The sequence below is a fragment of the Sanguibacter sp. A247 genome (assembly GCF_052324925.1).
Taxonomy (GTDB): Bacteria; Actinomycetota; Actinomycetes; order Actinomycetales; family Cellulomonadaceae; genus Flavimobilis.
On record NZ_JBQPRE010000004.1, the window covers coordinates 114,802 to 135,097 of the forward strand.

The window sequence follows — 20,296 nt, forward strand, 5'->3', positions numbered from 1 at the left end:
TGAGGGGCCCGGACCGCGCGGTCGACGTGCTCGGCTGCGATCAGGAGATCGCTGCGTTCATCTCCTCGATCCAGCGCTTGGCGCCCTCGGCGGGTGTGATGGTGCCGAAGAGGACGTCGGAGTTCACGCGTCCTGTGATCTCGGTGGCCTTGCCCGAGCCGACGGGCGGGACGGGGGTGCCGTCCTTGATGACGCCCTCGAGACCCGAGACAAAGGTGGCGCCGACCGTGTCGGCCTCGCCGAGGAGCGGCAGGACCGAGGCACGAACGTCGGTGTTGCCCGGCAGACCGCGGTCCGTGAGGATGAGCTTGCCGGCCTCCTCGGAGTTGATGAGGAAGTCGATGAACTGCTTGGCTTCCTCCGGGTGCTTCGTCTTGGCCGACGCCGAGTAGAACATCGACGGCTTGAAGAACTGGCCACCGCGGGCGCCCTCGGACTCACCGGGGGCACGCAGGATCGTCAGCGGGCGGCCTGCGGCCTTGGAGATCGCCGGGAGCTGGTTCGACCAGAACCAGGCCATGGCGCCCTTGCCCGCGGCGGGCAGGGAGCCTTCGACGCCCGCACCCTGGATCTCGGTCGAGGCCGAGGCGTCGGGCGAACCCTTGCCGAGCAGGTCGACGGAACGCTGGAACCACTCGGTCACGGTCGCTTCGGAGACGCCGATCTTGCCGTCAGCCGTGAAGACCTCCTCGCCCTTCTGGCGCGCCAGGATCTTGAGGACGACCTCGTTGAAGCTGTAGTTCTGGACGCCTGCGTACTTGCCGCCCGACTTCTCGGAGACCTCCTTGGCGGTCGCGACGTAGTCGGCCCACGTCCAGGTCGTGTCGTCAGGGAGCTCCATGCCGAGCTCCTTGAAGATCTCGGGGTCTGCGACGACGCCGTGCACGTTGATGCCGGTGGCGACGCCGTAGAGCTTGCCGTCGATCGATCCGGAGTCGAGGATCGAGGTGTCGATCTTCGCGGTGTCGAGGCCCAGACCCTTGAGGTCGAGGAGCAGGTCGCGCGTCGCGTACTCCGTGAGGAACCGCTCTTCCTGCGTGATGACGTCCGGAAGGTTGCCACCGGCAGCCGCGACGTTGAGCTTCTCGAAGTAGGAGTCCCAGCTCGTGTAGTCCGGGGTGATCTTGATGTTCGGGTGCTGCTTCTCGAACTCGGCGATGACCTTCTGGGTCACCTCGTGACGCGTGTCGGAACCCCACCACGCGAACGTGATGTTGACCTTGTCGTCACCGCCTGTGCCCGGGGTCTCGTCGTCTGAGCTGCATGCAGCGAGCCCGAGGACGAGGGCGGACGCCATCGCGGCCGCGGCGATGCGGCGGCGTCGGCTGGCTGCCTGGGTGGTGGCCTTCATGGACGTCTCTCCTTTGATACGTGACATGGCCTGGTACTTGCGGCGCGGCCCGACGGGCCGTTCCGTCACTTGATGCCCGTCGTGGCGATGCCCTTGACGAGGTACTTCTGCCCGAGGAGGAACACGATGAAGATCGGGATGATCGTGACGATGGACATCGCGAACATCGGTCCCCACGAGCTACCTGACGAGGAGTCGAGGAAGTTCCGCAGCGCGAGCGGCGCGGTCTTCATCTCGTCCGTCGTGAGGAAGATCAGCTGGCTGAAGAAGTCGTTCCACGTCCAGATGAACGTGAAGATGGCGGTGGTGGCGAGCGCGGGGGTCGCGAGGGGGAGCATGACCTGGCCGAAGATCCGGCCGTGGCCGCAGCCGTCGAGGCGTGCTGCCTCTTCGAGCTCCTTGGGAATGCCGCGGAAGAACTGGACCATGAGGAAGATGAAGAACGCGTCCGTGGCGAGCAGCTTGGGCACGATGAGCGGCCAGAACGTGTTGATCCAGTCGAGCTGGTTGAACATGATGTACTGCGGCACGATGAGCACGTGCACGGGCAGCATGATCGTGACGAGCATGATCATGAACCACAGGTTGCGGCCCCTGAACTGGAGCCGTGCGAACGCGTAGGCCGCCATGGAGCACGAGACGAGGTTGCCGACGAGGGCGCCGGCGACGATCGTCAGCGAGTTGAGCATGTAGCGCGAGAACGACGTCTGGAAGGCGTTCCACCCGTCGGGGTAGTTCTCGGGGTGCCACTGCTCGGGAATGATCGAGAGGTTGCGGAAGATCTCTTCGGTGGGCTTGAACGAGGCGCCGAGCATCCACAGCAGCGGGTAGATCATGAGTGCTGCCGCGGCGATCATGACGATGTGGCGCGTGACGGAGCGGGTACGGGTTCGCCACAGGACGGGCGACGCGACGGGGCCGCGTTCGGCGGCGAGCTCCGTGAGGCGGCTGGCCTGGTCGGGTGGGGGAGTCATGGTGACCGACATCGACGGGTTCCTTTCAGTCCTCGTAGAAGACCCAGAACTTCGATACCCAGAAGTTCAGAGCGGTGAGGGCGAGCACGATGAGGACGAGGACCCACGCCATCGCGGAGGCGTAGCCCATGTTGAGGTTCTTGAATCCCTCTTGGTACAGGTAGAGCGTGTAGAAGAGGGTCGAGTCTGAGGGCCCACCGGTTCCGCCGGAGACGACGTACGCCTGGGTGAAGGCTTGGAACGAGCCGATCACCTGCATGACGACGTTGAAGAAGATGATGGGGCTGAGCAGGGGGAGCGTGACGGTGAGGAACTGGCGTCGCTTGGACGCGCCGTCGAGCGAGGCTGCCTCGTAGTACATCTCGGGGATCTGGCGCAGGCCGGCGAGGAAGATGATCATGGGCGACCCGAAGGTCCACACGTGCAGGAGCACGATGGTCCACAGTGCGGTGTCGGGGTGGGAGATCCATCCCATGCCTTCGATCCCGAACCAGCCGAGGAAGGCGTTGAAGATGCCGTCCTTGCCGAAGACCTGGCGCCACAGGATCGCGATCGCGACCGACCCGCCCATGAGGGAGGGCAGGTAGAAGATCGAGCGGTAGAGCGACATGCCACGCATGCCTCGGTTGAGCACGAGGGCGAGGCCGAGGGCGACGGAGAGCTGGAGGGGAACGCCGACGGCGGTGTAGATGGCGGTCACCTGGAGCGACTTGGCCAGGCGCGGGTCGCTCAGCATGTCGATGAAGTTCTCGAACCCGATGAAGTTCGGGGCCTGGAGGAGGTTGTAGTCCGTCATCGACAGGTACAGGGACGCGATCAGCGGGAAGAGCGTGATCGCGAACAGGCCGACAAACCACGGTCCGAGGAACACCAGTGCGGCGCGTCCATCACCTTTGCGCAGGTGGGTGGTGGTCTTCGGCGTGGTGCCGCTGCGCTTCTTGCCCAGCGCGCGGAGCTCGCCTAGAGCTGACATGCACACTCCCTCGTGTGGATTGGGACGTCAGTGTCCGATGGTTCCCGGGAACCGGTTGCTACGAAGATACACGACGATTCGTGATCTGCAACACGTGGCGGTTCGGTGTCTCGCAATCGCGAGATCTAGGGGCTAGTGAACTATCGATGCGCGCGCCTGGGTGGGACGAACGGCCCAGGGCAGCGCGTGCCGTTCACGGGAGATAGGGTGTTCTCTGAAACCCATTTCTCCACGGGAGGGCTCAACGATGAGCAACCTTGACCAGAACCCGACGGCACCTCGGCGCGGCGCCTCCGCCTCGACTCTTGCAGATGCCGCCGTCGTTCCCGCCATGGCGCCCGTCCCCGACGGTCGTCCGCGACGCCGGTACGCGGTTCTCGGGACGGGGCACCGGGCCGGCATGTACGTCGGCGCGATCACGGGCGACCACGCCGACGTCGCCCAGATCGTCGCCTGGTGCGACACGAACCCGGGCCGCGCGGCGTTCTACGACCGCGAGGTCGGCGCAGCCCTCGGCCTGGACGGCCCCGCCGGCCTTCCGGCGTACGGTCCCGACGGCCTCGAGCGCATGATCACCGAGCAGCGCGTCGACGTCGTCATCATCACGACCCCCGACCACCTCCACGCGGAGCACGTCGCACGGGCGCAGGCTGCGGGCGCGGACGTCGTCGTCGAGAAGCCCCTCACGACGACGGCCGAGGGGGCGCGCACGATCGCGGACTCGGTGCGGGCCACCGGCCGCGACATCGTCATGACGTTCAACTATCGCTACGCACCGCGGAACTCGACACTGCGCGAGATCATCGCCTCCGGCGCGATCGGCCGTCCCACCTCCGTGCACTTCGAGTGGGTCCTCGACACCGTCCACGGCGCCGACTACTTCCGCCGCTGGCACCGCGAGCGTGAGAACTCCGGAAGCCTGCTCATCCACAAGTCCTCGCACCACTTCGACCTCGTCGGCTGGTGGCTCGACGACACCCCCGCGCGCGTGTACGCGTCGGCGCACCGTGACGTCTACGGAGCAGAGAACGCCGCGGGCCGCGGCGCGCGCCCCGCGCGCGGCTCAGTCGCGGAGAACGACCCCTGGTCGCTCGACCTGCGCCGCGACCGCCGCCTGCGCGAGCTCTACCTCGACTCCGAGGCCCACGACGGCTACATCCGCGACCGCGACGTCTTCGCCGAGGGCATCGACATCGACGACAACATCGCGGTCGTCGTCGACTACGCGCGGGGCGCGACCATGACGTACTCGCTCAACGCCCACAGCCCGTGGGAGGGCTACACGGTCTCGGTCAACGGGACCGAGGGACGCGTCGAACTGAGCGTCGTCGAACGTGGGGCGATCCGCGTGGACGCGGACGGACGCGTCGTCCTCGATCCGTCGGCGACGCCCGACGCCGTGCCGGTCGCGGACTCGCGGCCCGAGGGGGAGCGGATCATGCTCCAGCGTCACTGGGAAGGGGCGCGTGAGGTTCCGATCCCCGCCGGTCAGGGCGGCCACGGCGGTGGCGACGCGATCCTGCTCATGGACGTCTTCCGGCGCGACCTGCGCCTCAGCGAGGACCCGCTCGGGCGCGCCGCGGGCGTGATTGACGGGATGCGCGCCATCGCGGTGGGCATCGCGGCGAACCGGTCGCTCGAGACCGGGCAGGCGGTGCGCGTCGAGGACCTGGACCTCGGCATCGACCTCAGCCGATGACCCACCCCGCGGCGCGTGGAACCGAGCGCGCCGCGGGTCCCTGAACTCTTGAGCCCCGACACCTAGGATGACGACGTGCGAACTGGCAGAGCAGCGAGTGGTGGCGCGACGATCAGCGACGTCGCCGAGGCCGCGGGCGTCTCGCGCGCCACTGTCTCCCGCGTGATGAACGGTCTGCGTGGCGAGGACGAGCTCACCCGTCGGGTCCGCGAGGTCGCCGAGCGACTCTCCTACCGCCCGTCCGCAACCGCCCGTTCGCTCTCGCTCGGCCGTACGCTCGCGGTCGGCGTCGTCGTCCCTGACCTCGCCAACCCCATGTTCCAGGCGGTTCTGCGCGCCGTGACCGACGGTGCGTACCGCAACGGCTACGGCGTCGTCATCGCGGAGACCGCGGGGCGTGACGAACGTGAGGTCGACGTCGTGCGGGCGACGCGTGCGCGCTGCGACGCGCTCGTCCTCGTGTCGCCGCAGATGTCGGAGGCGGTGCTCGAGGCCGCGGCTGACGAGTTGGGTCCGCTCGTCCTCGTCAACCGGTCGCTCCCCGGCTCCCGCCTTGCGTCGGTCAACGTCGACTACGCGGAGGCGATGTACTCGGTTCTCGAACATCTCGTCGACCTCGGGCACGAGTCGATCGCGTACCTCCAGGGGCCTGTGACGAGCCCCTCGAACCGCGCGCGGCTCGAGGGAGTCGACGCTGCGCAGGTGTCGTTCGGTGGCACGAGCCTCGTCACTCTTTCGTGCGGTCCGACGGTCGCCGACGGCTATGCCGCCGCGGAGGCGGTGCTCGCAACGCGCGCGACCGCGGTCGTCGCGTACAACGACCAGGTGGCGTTCGGGCTGCTCGCTCACTTGAGCGAGGTGGGGGTCTCGGTTCCCGAGGACATCTCGGTCGTCGGTTTCGATGACATCGAGCTGGCACGGTACGCGGCGCCCTCGCTCACGACCGTGCGCGTGCCGCACGACCAGCTGGGCGCGCACGCATGGGAGCGGTTGAGTGCCCAGGTGGCCGGAACGGCTGCCATGGCCGAGGACCACGAGGCGGACACGCTCACGCAGATCCTGCCGACGCAGCTCGTCGTGCGCGCGTCCTCAGGTCCCGCACCTCTCGCGGCTGGCGGTGGGGCCACGGTCGCGCGACGTCTGCCGAGCCCCGCGGGGCTCGGCTGGGTTCCGGATGGCGCCGACACGGTTCTCAGCACCGGGGTTGCGCGCCTTGCGCGGTACCGGGACGGGACTTCGATGGCGGACGCGCACGCGCCGCGTCCGCACCTGCACCCCGTGCGCTCCCTTGCGGGGACGCGGATCACGGCGGCGTCGCCCGCGGACCGGCGTCACCATCACGGGCTCTCGCTCGCGCTCCCTGACGTCGCTGGCTCGAACTTCTGGGGCGGGCGCACGTATGTGGCGGGCGAGGGGATGCGCGTCCTGGGCGACCAAGGCCAGCAGGTGCGCGTCGGGCTCGACGAGGTCGACGGGCGGCCCGGGTGGCTGCGCGAGCGGCTCGAGTGGCGCGGCCGCGACGGTGAGGTGCTCCTCGACGAGGCGCGCTCGCTCGACGGCGAGCTCCTCGAGGGCGGGGCTGGCTGGGTGCTGCGCTGGTCGAGCGAGCTGACGGCGCGACGGGGGTTGCGCATCTCGAACCCGTCCGAGCAGTCGGGCTCTCTTCCCGGCTATGGCGGTTTGTTCTGGCGCTTCGCGCCGTCGGACGAGAGCCGGGTGGCTTCGAGCCTCGGCACGGGCGGGATCGTCCATGGGTCGCGGTCGCCGTGGCTCATGGTGGCGGCGCGGCTCGGCAGTGCGTGGACGACGGTCGTGCTCGTCCAGGACCGTGGGCGGCCGTGGTTCGTGCGGACGACGCCGTATCTGGGGGCAGGGCCGGCGGTTGCGTCGGGCCGTCCGATCGATCTTGCTGCGGGGGAGGCGCTCTCGGTGCGGCTCGCTGCGATCGTGCTCGACGGCTTGCACAGCCCGTCGGCGGTCGCTGAGCGCTGGTACCCCTTCGGAGCGCGCCTGCTCGCGGAGGGTTAGGCGCAGAGCCGTGGTGCGGAACCGGTTTCTACGGTACCGTGGTTGAACATCCTCACTTCTCTTGGCTCGATGACGCGCCGACGGCAACCGGTTGCTCCCTTGCCGACGAAAGGACACCCATGACGGACCAGCGCACTGACGCCCGCACCGCCGGCGTCCTGCTCCTGCGAGCGGGTGATGACGTCGCCGTCGCGACCCGCGCTCTCGCGCCAGGCGAGACGATCGCACCCGACGGCGTGCCCGTCACCGTCACGACAGCCGTCCCGCGCAGCCACAAGGTCGCCCTGCGCGACCTGCCTGCCGGGGCGCCCGTGCGCAAGTACGGCCAGGTCATCGGTGTGACGACCGAGGATGTCGCGGCAGGTGCCCACGTCCACTCGCACAACCTCGTCTTCGAGGACGGTGAGCGCGCGCACGAGCTCGGAGGGACGCACACCGAGCTCGAGGTCCCCGACGGCCCTCGCCCGACCTTCCGTGGCTACCGCCGCGCCGACGGACGCGTCGGGACGCGCAACTACATCGCGATCCTCACGAGCGTCAACTGCTCCGCGTCAACAGCGAAGATGATCGCCGCGCAGTTCCCTGACAGCCTGCTCGAGCAGTACCCCGGCGTCGACGGAGTCGTCGCCCTCACCCACCAGTCGGGCTGCGGGCTCGTCCCCGAGTCCGAGGGCGGCTCGATCCTGCTGCGCACGCTGCGGGGCTACGCGGCACACCCCAACATCGCCGCCGTCCTCGTGCTCGGCCTCGGCTGCGAGATGATCCTCACGAGCCAGCTGAGCTCGCGCTCCGGCTCCGACGCCGGCCCCGCGCTCATGCTCGGCATGCCGACGATCGGCGCACCCCGCCACGGCAACGAGCTGCTCGCCGACATCCCGTCGGACACGCTCGTCGAGACGATGACGATCCAGGAGACCGGAGGCGTGCGCGCAAGCGTTCGCGCGGGCGTCGAGGCGATCACGCGCATGCTGCCGGCGGTCGCCGCGCGTCAGCGCGAGGACGTCGACGTCTCCGAGCTCGTCCTCGCGCTCAACTGCGGCGGGTCGGACGGCTACTCCGGCATCACGGCCAACCCCGCGCTCGGCTGGGTCTCCGACAGGCTCGTCGCCTACGGCGCGACGTCCGCGCTCGCCGAGACCCCTGAGGTCTTCGGTGCTGAGCACCTCCTCACCCGGCGTGCCCGCACGCCCGAGGTCGCGCAGAAGCTCCTCGACCAGATCGAGTGGTGGAAGGGGTACGCGGCCGCCGGGGGCGGGTCGCTCGACAACAACCCCTCGCCAGGCAACAAGGCCGGCGGCCTCACCACGATCCTCGAGAAGTCGCTCGGCGCCGTCGCCAAGGGCGGCCAGGCCGATCTCTCCGAGGTGTACGACTACGCCGAGTCGATGGCGCCCCACGCGGGCTTCGTCTTCATGGACACCCCGGGCTACGACCCGGTCTCGGTCACCGGCCTCGTCGCGGGGGGCGCGAACGTCGTCGTCTTCACGACCGGGCGCGGCTCGGTCTTTGGGTGTCGCCCCGCGCCATCGATCAAGGTCGCGACGAACACCGAGATGTACGAGCGCATGCGCGAGGACATGGACCTCGATGCTGGGCGCATCGTCGAGGGCACCGCGACCCTCGAGGAGGTCGGCAGGGAGCTGTTCGACCTTGTGCTCGCTGTGGCCTCGGGGGAGCGGACCGTGAGCGAAGACCTCGGCATCGGCGTCGAGGAGTTCGTGCCGTGGCACATGGGCACGGTGACCTGACGTCCAGAGCGTGGACGCCCCCGACCCACGCGCTGGATGCGGCGCCTGCCGCGCATCGACGGCCCCGGTCCTCTGACCGGGGCCGTCGTCGCGCTTGTGCGAGGGGGCGAGGTGACCTGCGGATACATCCCATATTGTCGGCATGTGTGAGGTAGCGCACATGAGGGCGGCGCGCTAGGTTGCGTTACAGACTCTTGCAGCAAGCGTGCAGCAAGTTGCGACGAGGCTCCGCCGGCGATGACGCCGGACAGGTCGAGGCCGCGAGGACGCGGCTCGTCGAAATGAGAGAAGCAATGCGACGAAGCAGATCCCCGAGGCTGCATCTCCTCGTGTCAGTGACGGCGCTCAGCCTTGCTGTCCCGCTCCTGGGTGCGGGCCTCGTTGCTGCGGCCCCCGCCGAGACGAGCACTGTCTACTACCCGGACCGGGCCGGATGGGCGCAGACCAACGTCCACTACGGAGTCGACGGGCAGCAGTGGACGAGCGTCCCCGGCACACCCATGGACCGCGCATGCGCGGGCTGGAGCAAGAAGGAGATTCCGCTCGGCGTGGGAGCGGGCGCCCAGGTCACGTTCAACAACGGATCTGGCACCTGGGACAACAACGCCGGGAAGAACTACCGGACGGCCTCCGGCACCTATGTCTGGCACGACGGCGTCCTTGCGCCCGGCGCCGACCCCTGCAAGAACGCGACGAAGAACACCGCGACCTTGTTCTACAAGACCACCTGGGCCAAGCCGAAGATCCACTTCCGCGTCGGCTCCGGCGCATGGACCGCCGTGCCCGGGGTCGACATGACGCCGGCGTGCGAGGGCTGGTTCAGCACGACGATCGACCTCGGAACCGCGACGGGTGGGACGCTCGTCTTCAACGACGGATCCGGCACCTGGGACAACAACGGGGGCCGGAACTACACGTACGCCGCAGGCACGCAGCTCGTCCACGACGGCGCACTCGCCGTCGGAGCCGATCCGTGCGGACCTGAGCCGGACCCGACGCCCACGCCGACCGCCGAGCCCACGGACGAGCCCACGGACGAGCCCACCGCTCAGCCCGCCGCCGCCACGGTCTTCTACGCGACGACGTGGACGAAGCCCAAAATCCACTTCCGCGTCGGCTCCGGCGCATGGACCGCCGTGCCCGGGGTCGACATGACGCCGGCGTGCGAGGGCTGGTTCAGCACGACGATCGACCTCGGAACCGCGACGGGTGGGACGCTCGTCTTCAACGACGGATCCGGCACCTGGGACAACAACGGGGGCCGGAACTACACGTACGCCGCGGGCACGCAGCTCGTCCACGACGGCGCCCTCGCCGTCGGAGCCGACCCGTGCGTCGACGTCCCGGAGCCGGAGCCAGACACCCTGGCCCCGAGCGTGCCGCAGGGAGTCGTCGCAGTTGCCGACGGCACACGCACCACTGTCTCGTGGCGGGCGTCGAACGACGACGTCGAGGTCGCCGGCTACCGCGTCGTCCGTACCGGCGGCGCCGGGGCCGTGACGCGTGATGTCACGTCGCTCTCGGCAACCGACACCGGCCTGTTGGCCGAGACTCGCTACAGCTACACGGTCGCGGCGTTCGACGCCGCGGGCAATGTCTCGGCGGCAAGCGCGCCCGCCGCTGTCACGACCGGCGCCGCGCCCACCGCTCCTAAGGGGGGCACGCCGCTCGGCGGTGACCCGCGCGAGGACTCGATCTACTTCGTCATGACCGCCCGGTTCAACGACGGTGACGTGACAAACAACCGTGGCGGTTCCCAGCATGTGAGCTCGGGCAACGCGGCGAACGACGACCCCATGTTCCGAGGCGACTTCCTCGGGCTCGTCGAGAAGCTCGACTACATCAAGGGCCTCGGCTTCTCCGCCATCTGGATCACACCTGTCGTCCTCAACCGGTCAGACTACGACTTCCACGGCTACCACGGCTGGGACTTCTACCGAGTCGACCCGCGCCTGGAGTCGGCGGGCGCCAGCTACCAGGACCTCATCGACGCCGCGCACGCCAAGGGCATCAAGATCTACCAGGACGTGGTCTACAACCACTCCTCGCGCTGGGGTGCCAAGGGACTGTTCACACCCACGGTGTGGGGCGACTCGAACAGCGAGTGGAACTGGTTCTACTCGAAGAAGGAGCCGGGACGAGAGTACGACCCGCTCGACGAGCACCAGGGCGACGACCCGGCACTGACGCCTGCGCAGAACGCGCTCGCCAAGGGACGCACGTACAACGGCGACCTGTGGTCAGCAGTGGCACCTTCAGGCACGAGCTGCCCACGGTTCGGGCAGCCCACAGGCAAGTTCTCCAAGGAGGGGTTCGCGCTCCATGAGTGCCAGTGGCCGTCGCCGACGGCCGGCATGTTCCCCGCCAAGAACTTCCACCAGTGCTGGATCGGCAACTGGGAAGGAAAGGACGCCCAGGACTGCTGGATCCACGAGGATCTCGCGGACTTCAACACGGAGGACGCAGAGACTCGCCAGTACCTCATCGACGCCTACAACAGCTACATCGACATGGGCGTCGACGGCTTCCGCATCGACACCGCCGTCCACATCCCGCGCGTCATGTGGAACCGCTACTTCCTGCCAGCGATCCAGGAGCACGCAACCTCGGTCCACGGCGAGAAGGGCAAGGACTTCTACGTCTTCGGCGAGGTCGCCCAGTTCGTTCACGACAAGTGGAACCGCGGCTCCGTCAACCACTCGGCGCCCTTCTACACGTGGAAGGAGCGCAAGGAGTACTCCCTCGATGACGTGGTCGCCGCGGCGGAGCAGTTCGCGTGGGAGAACCTCCAGGGGCCCGCCGGTCAACCGACATCGACCAACGCGGTCCTCGCGGGAGCCGACGGCAACACGTATCACGCGCCCGACCACTCGAAGTTCTCAGGCATGAACGTCATCGACATGCGCATGCACATGAACTTCGGTGAGGCGAGCTCCGCCTTCTGGAACGGCAAGGACTCGGACGACGCGTACAACGACGCAACGTACAACACGGTCTACGTCGACTCCCACGACTACGGACCCAACAAGTCGAGCGTCCGCTACGACGGTGGGACCGATGCCTGGGCCGAGAACATGTCGCTCATGTGGACGTTCCGCGGAATCCCGACGCTCTACTACGGGTCCGAGATCGAGTTCCAGGCCGGCAAGCAGATCGACTGCGGCCCGTCCTGCCCGCTTGCGTCGACCGGACGTGCGTACTTCGGCGACCACCTCGAAGGCTCGGTCAAGGCCTCGGACTTCGGCGTCGTCTCTGCGGCGTCGGGTGCGGTCGCTACGACGCTGCAGCAGCCGCTCGTCAAGCACGTCCAGCGACTCAACCTCGTCAGGCGTGCGGTTCCTGCGCTCCAGAAGGGGCAGTACTCGACGCAGAACGTTGACGGCGGGATGGCGTACAAGCGCCGCTACACGGCTCCGGGCGTCGACAGCTTCGTGCTCGTCACCGTCTCCGGCTCGGCCACGTTCCGCTCGATCCCGAACGGCACGTACGTCGACGCTGTGACCGGTGACCGCAAGGTCGTCACGGACGGGACGCTCACCGCGAGCCTCTCGGGCAAGGGCAACATGCGCGCCTATGTGCTCGACACGGCGACGACGCCCGCGCCCGGCAAGATCGGGCAGGCAGGTCCATACCTGCGCTGACCTGACTGCGCGATGGCAGCGGTGCCGCCCTCCGCTCACCACGGGGGTGGCACCGCTGCCCATGTGCGGCTCAGACGCACTAGTGTGTGACCACTCATACCGGTGCCAGCGCACCCGGGTCGTCCGGTCGCGGACTCTGGGGAGCGTCAACAGGGGGATCACATGCATCGTCGGACTTGGGCCGCCACGTGCGCGCTCGCACTCACTCTTGCGGGGGTTCCCGCGCTCACGGCGGCGGCGGCGCCTGCCGTCACGTCTCCGGCCCGGTCGGCCGCGACCGCGACGCCGCACACGTCGGCGCTCGTGCGCGGGACGCTCGTCGCGACCCTGGGCTCGGGCCGCGACTCCGAGGGTCGCCCCGTCGAGACGCGCACGCTCGGGGTCCGGACCCGCGGCGGTGACGTCGTCCGTCTCGAACCGGGCACGTCGTCGGCGGTTCTCGACGGGGCCCGTCCGGGTGACCTCGTCGCGGTCCGTGTCGGGGCACCGGCGGGCGCGTCAGTCGCTGAGCTGCGAGCCTCGAGCGCCGACGAGCCCGGCCGTGCCCTCACCGGGCACGGGGAGCTGCGCGCGCACACGGTCCGCGTCCTCGAGAACGCACCCACGGCCGCGGCGGCCCCGAAGAAGGGCGTCCACTCCGCCTATCTCGTGCGCGTCGACGACGCGGCCGCGACGGGCGAGTTCACGATGGCCGAGGGGCGTGCGGCGGTCGCGCGTGGCGGTGCGTACTGGCGCACCGAGTCCGGCGGCATCGTCTCGGGACTCACGATCCGCGGCGAGAGAACGATGGTGACGGCCGACGTCTGCTCCGAGATGTCCGACGGTGGGTACTTCGACGTGTGGACCCGCGCGCAGGAGCTCTTCGGGGACTCCCTGCCCTCGACCGCGGCACGCATGCACATCATCGTCATGCTTCCGCGCTCGTGCTTCACCGATGGCTGGATCCGCTGGACCGGCCTCGCCACGGTCGGCGCAGGGCTGAGCTCGGGAGGGCTGGTCTTCCTCGCGGAGGACGATGCGCACACCGTCGCGCACGAGCTCGGCCACAACTTGGGCCTCGGCCACGCGAACCTCGTGACGAGCGAGGGTGTGCACGAGTACGGCGGGGTGCACTCCGTGATGGGCGCGGGCACGATGAGTGGGACCCACTATGCGCCGCCCGCACTCGACCCTGGGTTCCAGGCTGCTCTCAACATCCTGCCCGCTCACCGGGTGACCGTCGGCAAGCCGGGTGCGCCGACCGTGCTGCGGACGGTCTCGGGCACGAACGCTCGGACGCTCCGCTTCGCCGACGGTGAGGGCGGTCTCTTCTACGCGGAGCTCCGCGATGGCTCCGGCCGCGATGCGAGGACGTTCTATGCCTCGGACGAGGCCTACGGCCCGGGCTACGACCACGGGACGGGCGTGCGGTTCTCGACCGTTCAGCTCGACTCGCAGGAGACCCCCGCGCTCTACACGCTCGGCGGCATCGCCGACGGCATCGAGTGGTCGACCGTGCGCCCAGGAGAGAACGTCCGCCTTGGCGTCGTCGATCGCGTCGTCTCCGTGACATCGATGTCGGCAGGGTCCGCCGTCATCGCGTTCTCGGCTCCGACCGCGTCACGCGCGGGCCTCTCGAAGCTCTCGGTGCGCTACGGGAAGAAGACCAGGGTCACGGCCAAGGTGACGGGCGGCTCGGCCCCGCAGGGCGTCGTGAAGTTCTTCGCGGGCAAGCGCCATGTGGCGACGGGCGCGGTCGCCGCCGACGGACGGGTCTCAGCGACCCTGCCCGCGAACATCCGCCCGGGTCGGCAGGTCATCACTGCGCGGTACGAGGGCGACGTCATGCTCAAGGTCTCTCGCGGCAAGCGGACCATCAAGGTCGCCAAGGGTAGGACGAGCCTCACGGTGTCGAAGTCCTCCAAGGTCCGTCGCGGCGCCAAGGCCACGATGACCGTGCGCCTCGCAACCGTCGCGGGGACCGCGCCGCGAGGGACCGTGCGGGCCAAGGTCGGGTCGCGGTACGTGTCCGCGCCCGCCAAGGTCATCCGCTCGGGCTCCAGGTGGATCGCGAAGGTGCGGACCACCGCGCTTCCTCGCGGCAAGGTGAAGCTCGTCTACAAGCCGTCCCGATCTGCTGGTCAGCGGCTCACGAGCGTGACGGTGTCGTCGGGTCGCACGGCACGCTGACGACCGTCGGCGCCCGTCCCGGTCCCTCGCAGCGCACGACGCGGGCCCCTCACCACAGGGTGAGGGGCCCGCGTCGTTCTCAACGGGGTGGGTCAGACGTAGTCCTGCATCCACTTCTGCAGGTCGTCGCGGAGCACGGACGTGAGCGAGCCCGCCGTGCCTCGTGAGTAGGTGAAGACGAGGTGGGGCGCACCCGCGATGACCTGGACCTCGAAGATCTCTGCGCGCCGCGGGTCGCGGCACGTCGCGAGGAAGCCCTCGTGGCTCGCGGACAGGGTGATGTAGGACTCACCAGGCTTGACCCCGACGTCCGTGAGGTTCTGCCAGTGCTCCGCGTACTCGCGCGTCGTCGCGTCCCCGAAGAACTTCGAGTGCCGCGGCTTGTCGAGCTTGTGGCTGCGACCTTGCGTGTACGGAACCCACCCGCCGTCCTCGAGCAGCGCGAGGCGCGAGCCCACCATCCAGCCACGCAGGCCGGTGTCGGTGTATCGGGTGACGACGGCCTTGCCCTGGCTGTTGTCACGGGTGATGAGGATGCGACCGGGCGGGATCGTGCGCGCGATCGCCTTGGCGGTGCGCCTGAGCTCGAGCTCGAACTCGTAGAGAAGGTCGGCGCGCACGGAATCGAGCTCGGACGACCGAGGGGCTGCGGCACGGGAGGAGACGTCTTCGGCTCTCATGCCCATACCGTAGGGCCTGCGGAGGTGGAAGCGTAACCACCGTGACCTCACTGTGACACGACTACGATGGCTCCCATGCCTGCCGCCCCTCTCGAACCCGTCGTCGATGCTCTCCCGGACGTCCGTCCGGACGCGAGCGAGCCCCTTCCCGTCGTCGACATGTGGACGGACGGAGCCTGCAAGGGCAACCCCGGGGTCGGCGGGTGGGGCGTGCTCATGCGGTCGAACGGGCACGAGCGCGAGCTGTGGGGCGGTGAGGCGGCGACGACCAACAACCGCATGGAGCTGTTCGCAGCGGTCGAGGGCCTGCGTGCGCTCAACCGCCGCTGCTCCGTCACGCTCCACGTCGACTCGACGTACGTGATGAAGGGCATGTCGCAGTGGATTCACGGCTGGCGCCGCAACGGGTGGCGTACGGCTGACAAGAAGCCCGTGAAGAACGCGGACCTGTGGCAGCTGCTCGAAGCCCAGGTGGCGCGCCACGACGTCACGTGGGCGTGGGTCAAGGGACATGCGGGGGACCCCGGCAACGAGCGGGCTGACCAGCTCGCCAACCGCGGCGTCGACGAGGTCCGCCGCTAGGCGTCGCGACCCGTCTCAGGCGTCGCCCTGCGAGGCGCCGTGACGCGTCTCAGGCGTCGTTCGCCCCGACCTCGTCGAGCTCGGCGAGCGCGGTGAGCGTGTCGCGCTCGGCGGGCGTGTCCCAGCTCTCGGCCGAGAGCGAGGGTGCGATCGCGCCTAGGCGCGGGCGCCAGTCGGCGAGGCGGTCCGGGAAGCACCGCTCGAGGACGTCGACCATCGCCCACGCGGCGGTCGACGCACCCGGCGAGGCACCGAGAAGGCCGGCGATCGTGCCGTCGGCGCCCGTGACGACGTCGGTCCCGAACTCGAGGCGACCGCCCTTGGCGGAGTCGCGCTTCATCACCTGCACACGCTGGCCAGCGGTGATGAGCTCCCAGTCCTCGGGGCGGGCCGTCGGCATGAACTGCCGCAGCGAGCGGAACTTGGCATCCTTCGACTTGGTCACCTCGGAGACGAGGTAGGCCGTGAGGTCCATGTTGTCGAGGCCGGCGCCCGCCATCGTCACGATGTTGCCGAGGCGGATCGAGGCGAACAGGTCGAGGAGCGAGCCGCGCTTGAGGTACTTCGTCGAGAAGCCCGCGTACGGGCCGAACATGAGGGAGGTCTGACCGTCGACGACGCGTGTGTCGAGGTGCGGAACCGACATCGGCGGCGCGCCGACGTCGGCCTTGCCGTAGACCTTGGCGTGGTGCTGGGCGACGATCTCGGGGTTGGTCGTCCTGAGGAACTGTCCCGAGATGGGGAAGCCGCCGTAGCCCTTGATCTCGGGGATCCCGGACTTCTGCAGGAGGGGCAGGGCCCCGCCGCCGGCCCCGACGAAGACGAAGCGGGCATTGATCGTGCGGACCGGGTCCTTGGCGTTCCACGAGGTGTCGCGCACCTTGACGTCCCACGTGCCCTCGGACCGGCGGCGCAGACCGCGGACCTCGTGCTGCGTCGAGAGCTTTGCCCCGCGCCCCACGAGGTGGGTGAGCATGGAGCGCGTGAGCGATCCGAAGTCGACGTCGGTGCCCGACGTGGCGCGCGTCGCCGCGATGGGCTCGTCGCCGTCGCGGTCGGCGACGAGGAGAGGGGCCCACTCGGCGATGACCGCGGGATCCGTGGTGAACTCGAGATCGGAGAAGAGGGGGTGCGCGCTGAGGGCGGCGTGGCGGCGGCGCAGGTAGTCGACGTTGGCCTCGCCGCGCACGAACGTCATGTGCGGGGTGCGGCTCATGTAGCTCGACTGCTCGGGGAGCATGCCCGCAGCGGTGAGGTGGTGCCAGAACTCGCGAGAGACCTGGAACTGCTCGTTGACCTTCACGGCCTTGCTCGTGTCGATCGAGCCGTCGGGGCGTTCTGGCGTGTAGTTGAGCTCGCACAGCGCGGCATGTCCCGTGCCCGCGTTATTCCACGGGTTCGACGACTCCAGCGCAACCTCGTCGAGGCGTTCGAGAATCTCGATCGTCCACGTCGGCTCGAGCAACGAGATGAGCGTTCCGAGGGTTGCGCTCATGATTCCGCCGCCGACGAGGACGACGTCCACTGTGTTCTTCTTCGTCCGGTCCACGGACCGAGTGTAGGTAGGATGACTAGGACCTGAGTCCCGGTTCTCAGCATGTGTGCCGTGAGAAATCCCACTCTGCTCTCGTGCTCGCGAGCCCGTGACGCAGAGGGCATCCGTCGCCCGCGCGTGAGGAGTCCTCTCCGCGATACCGGTGTGCACGAGGCCCCGCACCCTGCCTAGGCTCGTAAGACGCGGACGTGAACCGGGGCCGCAGGCCGCCGGAGCCGCGGTGGAGAAAGGCGGGAGCGATGCAGAGCGCGCAAGTGCACCCCCGCCCTGGGCGCGCCCTACCGCCCGTGTGGCTGCGACGCTCGCTCGTCGCGCTCGCGGTCATCCTCATCTCGCTCGTCGTCGGGGTCGTGACGGCACGCGCTGACCTCACTCTCGGTCCCCACGAAGCGCGGTACGAGGTGACGACAGACGGCATCGTCACGGTCGACCTCGGTCCCCTCGGGACGATCGAGCTCGAGTCGCCCGCGCCCGTCGGGCTGGGTGTGCGCGTGACGATCAAGGAGATCCCGACGGACCTCCAGGCGGTCGGAGCCCGGACGACGCTCGAGGCTCTCGACGACGACGTCGCGGCCTACCTGCAGTTCTTCACGGGTCCGCAGGCGACGGTCCGGCACGCGACCGAGGCCCTCGTCGAGGATGCGGCGCGTCGGGCGCTCGCTGTGGGTGCGCTGTCGCTCGCCGCGCTCGTCGGGCTGGGCGCGCTGCTGGGACGTCCGCGACGCACCGAGCTCCTTGCGCGCTTCGCCCCGCACACCGTCACCCTGGCCGCGGCCGTCGTGCTGGCGCTCGTCGCTGCGACGGTGTCGAACGGGGCCGCGTCGCGTTCCCGGCTCGAGGCGTTGCCGGCGAGCACCGTCTTTGCCGGGACCTCGCTCGAGGGTGCGCGGATCACGGGGCGCCTCTCAGGAATCATCGAGGAGTACGGCGGCCAGCTCGTCACGATGTACGACAAGAACGAGGCCTATTACGCGGGCGTCGTCACGCAGCTCGACGAGGCGTGGCTCGCGCGGGCTGCGGCCGACGAGCAGACGGCCAGCTTTGCGTTGCTCACGACGATGGCCGAGGTGCGCGCGGCGGGTGAGGCGGCGGGCGGTGCGGCCGGCGACCTCACGACGCCCGGCGCGGGCATGTCGGCGATGCCGACGGGCGAGGGTCGGGCACCCGGCACGCAGAGCACAGGACCTGACGGGGCCGCTCCGGCCACGCCGCCGGGGGCGGCGGCGCCGAGCGCGACGGACGGGGCGCCGGGCCCCGGCGCGTCCACGGCGGAGCCCGACGACTCCGAGGCTGACGCAGCCGACGCCGACATCGTCACCTTCTTGCACGTGAGCGACCTGCACTGCAACATCGGCATGGCTCCCGTCATCCACCGTGCGGCGCAGCTCGCGGGGGCGTCAGCGATCCTTGACACGGGCGACACGTCGATCAACGGCACCGCGGTCGAGCGCGTCTGCGTCGAAGCGTTCACCGACGCGGCGCCCGAGGGCACGGACTATGTCCTCACGACCGGTAATCACGACTCCGAGCAGACCGCAGCCCAGGCCCGTGCCGCGGGCGCGATCGTGCTCGAGGGGGCCGTGGCCGACGTCGCGGGCGTGAAGATCCTTGGCGACCGGGACGCCCGTGAGACGCGTCTGGGCTCCGGGACCGTTCTCGCCGGCGAGGAGGCTCCCGACGCGCAGGCCGAGCGTCTCGCTAGCCGTGCGTGCGAGGACGAGCCGGACCTTCTCATGATCCACACCCCGCGTGTCGGCACCGCGGCCCTCGCCACGGGGTGCGTCCCCCTGCAGATCTCAGGTCACCTCCATCGGCGCACCGGACCCGTGCCCTCGGGGCTCGGCGCGCTCTACGTCTCGGGGACGACCGCGGGTGCGGCCGAGGGGCAGCTGACGATCGGCCCGCTCGGCGGGGTCGCCCAGATGACGCTGTGGCGCTTCGACCGCACGCGCCGTACCTGGCTCGACGCGCGCATCATCGCCATCGCACCCGACGGCTCCGTCGAGGTCGGCGCAGCCGTCCGAGTCCCGCGTCCGACGACCCCCGTCGAACCGATCATCCCCGTCGAGCCCGACGGAACCGCGGGCACCACGGGAACCACCGGCACCATCGAGCCGACGGCACCGACGCCGTCCGTCACCACCGAGGAGACCTCATGACCGCTGACCCGACCGCATCGCGTCGTCGACCTGGATCGCGCTTCCTCCTCGTCCTCGGAGCGCTCGTCGTGCTCGTCCTCGTCGTCGTGCTCGCCGGACCTCGGATCTACGCATGGTGGGGGGATCGCAACACGCCTCCCGAGCTCTCCGTCACGTCGGCGCCCGGGACCGCACCCGCGTCGCCTGCGGGGCCGATCGAGACCGACGGCACGTGGACCCTCCGTGCGGGCACGACGGCGGGCTACCGCGTCGACGAGGTGCTGCGGGGCGAGGACGTCACCGTCGTCGGGCGGACCGAGTCGGTGACGGGCACCGTCACCGTCGCCGACGGCAGTCTCACAGCGGTCGACGCGACGGTCGACGTCGCCTCGATCGCGACGGGTGTCGGCCCGCGCGACTCCTTCATGCGCGAGCTCCTCGAGACCGAGACGCACCCGACCGCCACGTTCCGCATCGACGCACCCGTCACCCTGCCGAGCCTCGAGACCGGGGGGAGCATCGAGGTCCCCGGAGTCCTCACGCTGCGCGGGACCGAGCACCCTCTGACGTTCACGCTCGACGTCGTGCGCGACGGCGACGGGCTGCGCGCAGCCGGCTCCGCCCCCGTGACGTTCTCGGACCTCGGCCTCGAGGCGCCGAGCCTCGGCTTCGTCGAGGTCGAGGACGCGGGCACGCTCGAGCTCCTCCTGGTCCTGGGCCGCTGACACCCCGGGCTCAGGCCGCTCGGTAGGCTGAGC

General features: G+C 69.5%; 13 protein-coding genes. 8 read left to right on the top strand and 5 right to left on the bottom strand.

The genetic code is table 11. From position 1 onward, the window contains the following. Positions 1-40 precede the first annotated feature (40 nt). From ACTVCO_RS10695 to ACTVCO_RS10705, 3 genes are all read right to left on the bottom strand, one after another. Entirely contained in the window at positions 41-1,351 is a 1,311-nt protein-coding gene (locus ACTVCO_RS10695) for an ABC transporter substrate-binding protein (RefSeq protein ID WP_443728413.1), read from the bottom strand. Positions 1,352-1,416: 65 nt separating this feature from the next. Continuing rightward, entirely contained in the window at positions 1,417-2,337 is a 921-nt protein-coding gene (locus ACTVCO_RS10700) for a carbohydrate ABC transporter permease (protein ID WP_443728414.1), read from the bottom strand. Positions 2,338-2,350: 13 nt separating this feature from the next. After that, positions 2,351-3,298: a carbohydrate ABC transporter permease gene (locus ACTVCO_RS10705; protein WP_443728415.1), complete on the bottom strand. Its 948-nt coding sequence runs from the start codon at positions 3,296-3,298 to the stop codon at positions 2,351-2,353. 247 nt (positions 3,299-3,545) lie between these two features. On the opposite strand from ACTVCO_RS10705, the gene ACTVCO_RS10710 reads away from it, so the two are divergent. The 5 genes from ACTVCO_RS10710 (at position 3,546) to ACTVCO_RS10730 (ending at position 14,583) form a co-directional block, all read left to right on the top strand. Then, on the top strand, positions 3,546-4,997 hold the full coding sequence (locus ACTVCO_RS10710) for a Gfo/Idh/MocA family protein (RefSeq protein ID WP_443728416.1): 1,452 nt from the start codon (positions 3,546-3,548) through the stop codon (positions 4,995-4,997). Between the two features lie 75 nt (positions 4,998-5,072). Then, positions 5,073-7,025, top strand: coding sequence for a DUF6807 family protein (locus ACTVCO_RS10715; RefSeq protein WP_443728417.1), 1,953 nt, complete (start codon positions 5,073-5,075; stop codon positions 7,023-7,025). A 119-nt stretch (positions 7,026-7,144) separates the two neighbouring features. Beyond that, complete coding sequence (locus ACTVCO_RS10720) at positions 7,145-8,773, top strand: UxaA family hydrolase (RefSeq protein WP_443728418.1); 1,629 nt, start codon at positions 7,145-7,147, stop codon at positions 8,771-8,773. A gap of 335 nt (positions 8,774-9,108) precedes the next feature. Beyond that, positions 9,109-12,414, top strand: a complete 3,306-nt coding sequence (locus ACTVCO_RS10725; protein ID WP_443728419.1) for a carbohydrate binding domain-containing protein — start codon at positions 9,109-9,111, stop codon at positions 12,412-12,414. 162 nt (positions 12,415-12,576) lie between these two features. Then, on the top strand, positions 12,577-14,583 hold the full coding sequence (locus tag ACTVCO_RS10730; protein WP_443728420.1) for an Ig-like domain repeat protein: 2,007 nt from the start codon (positions 12,577-12,579) through the stop codon (positions 14,581-14,583). 92 nt (positions 14,584-14,675) lie between these two features. On the opposite strand, the gene ACTVCO_RS10735 is transcribed toward ACTVCO_RS10730, so the two are convergent. Further along, positions 14,676-15,263, bottom strand: a complete 588-nt coding sequence (locus ACTVCO_RS10735) for a hypothetical protein (RefSeq protein ID WP_443728421.1) — start codon at positions 15,261-15,263, stop codon at positions 14,676-14,678. A gap of 159 nt (positions 15,264-15,422) precedes the next feature. On the opposite strand from ACTVCO_RS10735, the gene rnhA reads away from it, so the two are divergent. Further along, the gene (rnhA, locus tag ACTVCO_RS10740; protein WP_443728477.1) at positions 15,423-15,845 is read left to right on the top strand and encodes a ribonuclease HI; all 423 of its coding nucleotides are present in this window, start codon (positions 15,423-15,425) and stop codon (positions 15,843-15,845) included. Positions 15,846-15,894: 49 nt separating this feature from the next. Here rnhA and mqo read toward each other — a convergent pair whose 3' ends face one another. Then, positions 15,895-17,394, bottom strand: coding sequence for a malate dehydrogenase (quinone) (gene mqo / locus ACTVCO_RS10745; RefSeq protein ID WP_443728422.1), 1,500 nt, complete (start codon positions 17,392-17,394; stop codon positions 15,895-15,897). A 245-nt stretch (positions 17,395-17,639) separates the two neighbouring features. Here mqo and ACTVCO_RS10750 point away from each other — a divergent pair, with 245 nt between their 5' ends. Further along, positions 17,640-19,559 (top strand): metallophosphoesterase family protein, encoded by a 1,920-nt coding sequence (locus ACTVCO_RS10750; RefSeq protein WP_443728423.1) that lies wholly within the window; start codon positions 17,640-17,642, stop codon positions 19,557-19,559. Continuing rightward, on the top strand, positions 19,556-20,263 hold the full coding sequence (locus tag ACTVCO_RS10755) for a YceI family protein (protein ID WP_443728424.1): 708 nt from the start codon (positions 19,556-19,558) through the stop codon (positions 20,261-20,263). The genes ACTVCO_RS10750 and ACTVCO_RS10755 overlap by 4 nt, the downstream gene beginning before the upstream one ends. Positions 20,264-20,296: the final 33 nt, after the last annotated feature.

Bases quoted from the DNA above. Each gene is read 5' to 3' on its own strand.
- ACTVCO_RS10695 (WP_443728413.1), bottom strand. From the start codon at position 1,351: ATGAAGGCCACCACCCAGGCAGCCAGCCGACGCCGCCGCATCGCCGCG.
- ACTVCO_RS10700 (WP_443728414.1), bottom strand. From the start codon at position 2,337: ATGTCGGTCACCATGACTCCCCCACCCGACCAGGCCAGCCGCCTCACG.
- ACTVCO_RS10705 (WP_443728415.1), bottom strand. From the start codon at position 3,298: ATGTCAGCTCTAGGCGAGCTCCGCGCGCTGGGCAAGAAGCGCAGCGGC.
- ACTVCO_RS10710 (WP_443728416.1), top strand. From the start codon at position 3,546: ATGAGCAACCTTGACCAGAACCCGACGGCACCTCGGCGCGGCGCCTCC.
- ACTVCO_RS10720 (WP_443728418.1), top strand. From the start codon at position 7,145: ATGACGGACCAGCGCACTGACGCCCGCACCGCCGGCGTCCTGCTCCTG.
- ACTVCO_RS10730 (WP_443728420.1), top strand. From the start codon at position 12,577: ATGCATCGTCGGACTTGGGCCGCCACGTGCGCGCTCGCACTCACTCTT.
- ACTVCO_RS10735 (WP_443728421.1), bottom strand. From the start codon at position 15,263: ATGAGAGCCGAAGACGTCTCCTCCCGTGCCGCAGCCCCTCGGTCGTCC.
- rnhA (WP_443728477.1), top strand. From the start codon at position 15,423: ATGTGGACGGACGGAGCCTGCAAGGGCAACCCCGGGGTCGGCGGGTGG.
- ACTVCO_RS10750 (WP_443728423.1), top strand. From the start codon at position 17,640: ATGCAGAGCGCGCAAGTGCACCCCCGCCCTGGGCGCGCCCTACCGCCC.
- ACTVCO_RS10755 (WP_443728424.1), top strand. From the start codon at position 19,556: ATGACCGCTGACCCGACCGCATCGCGTCGTCGACCTGGATCGCGCTTC.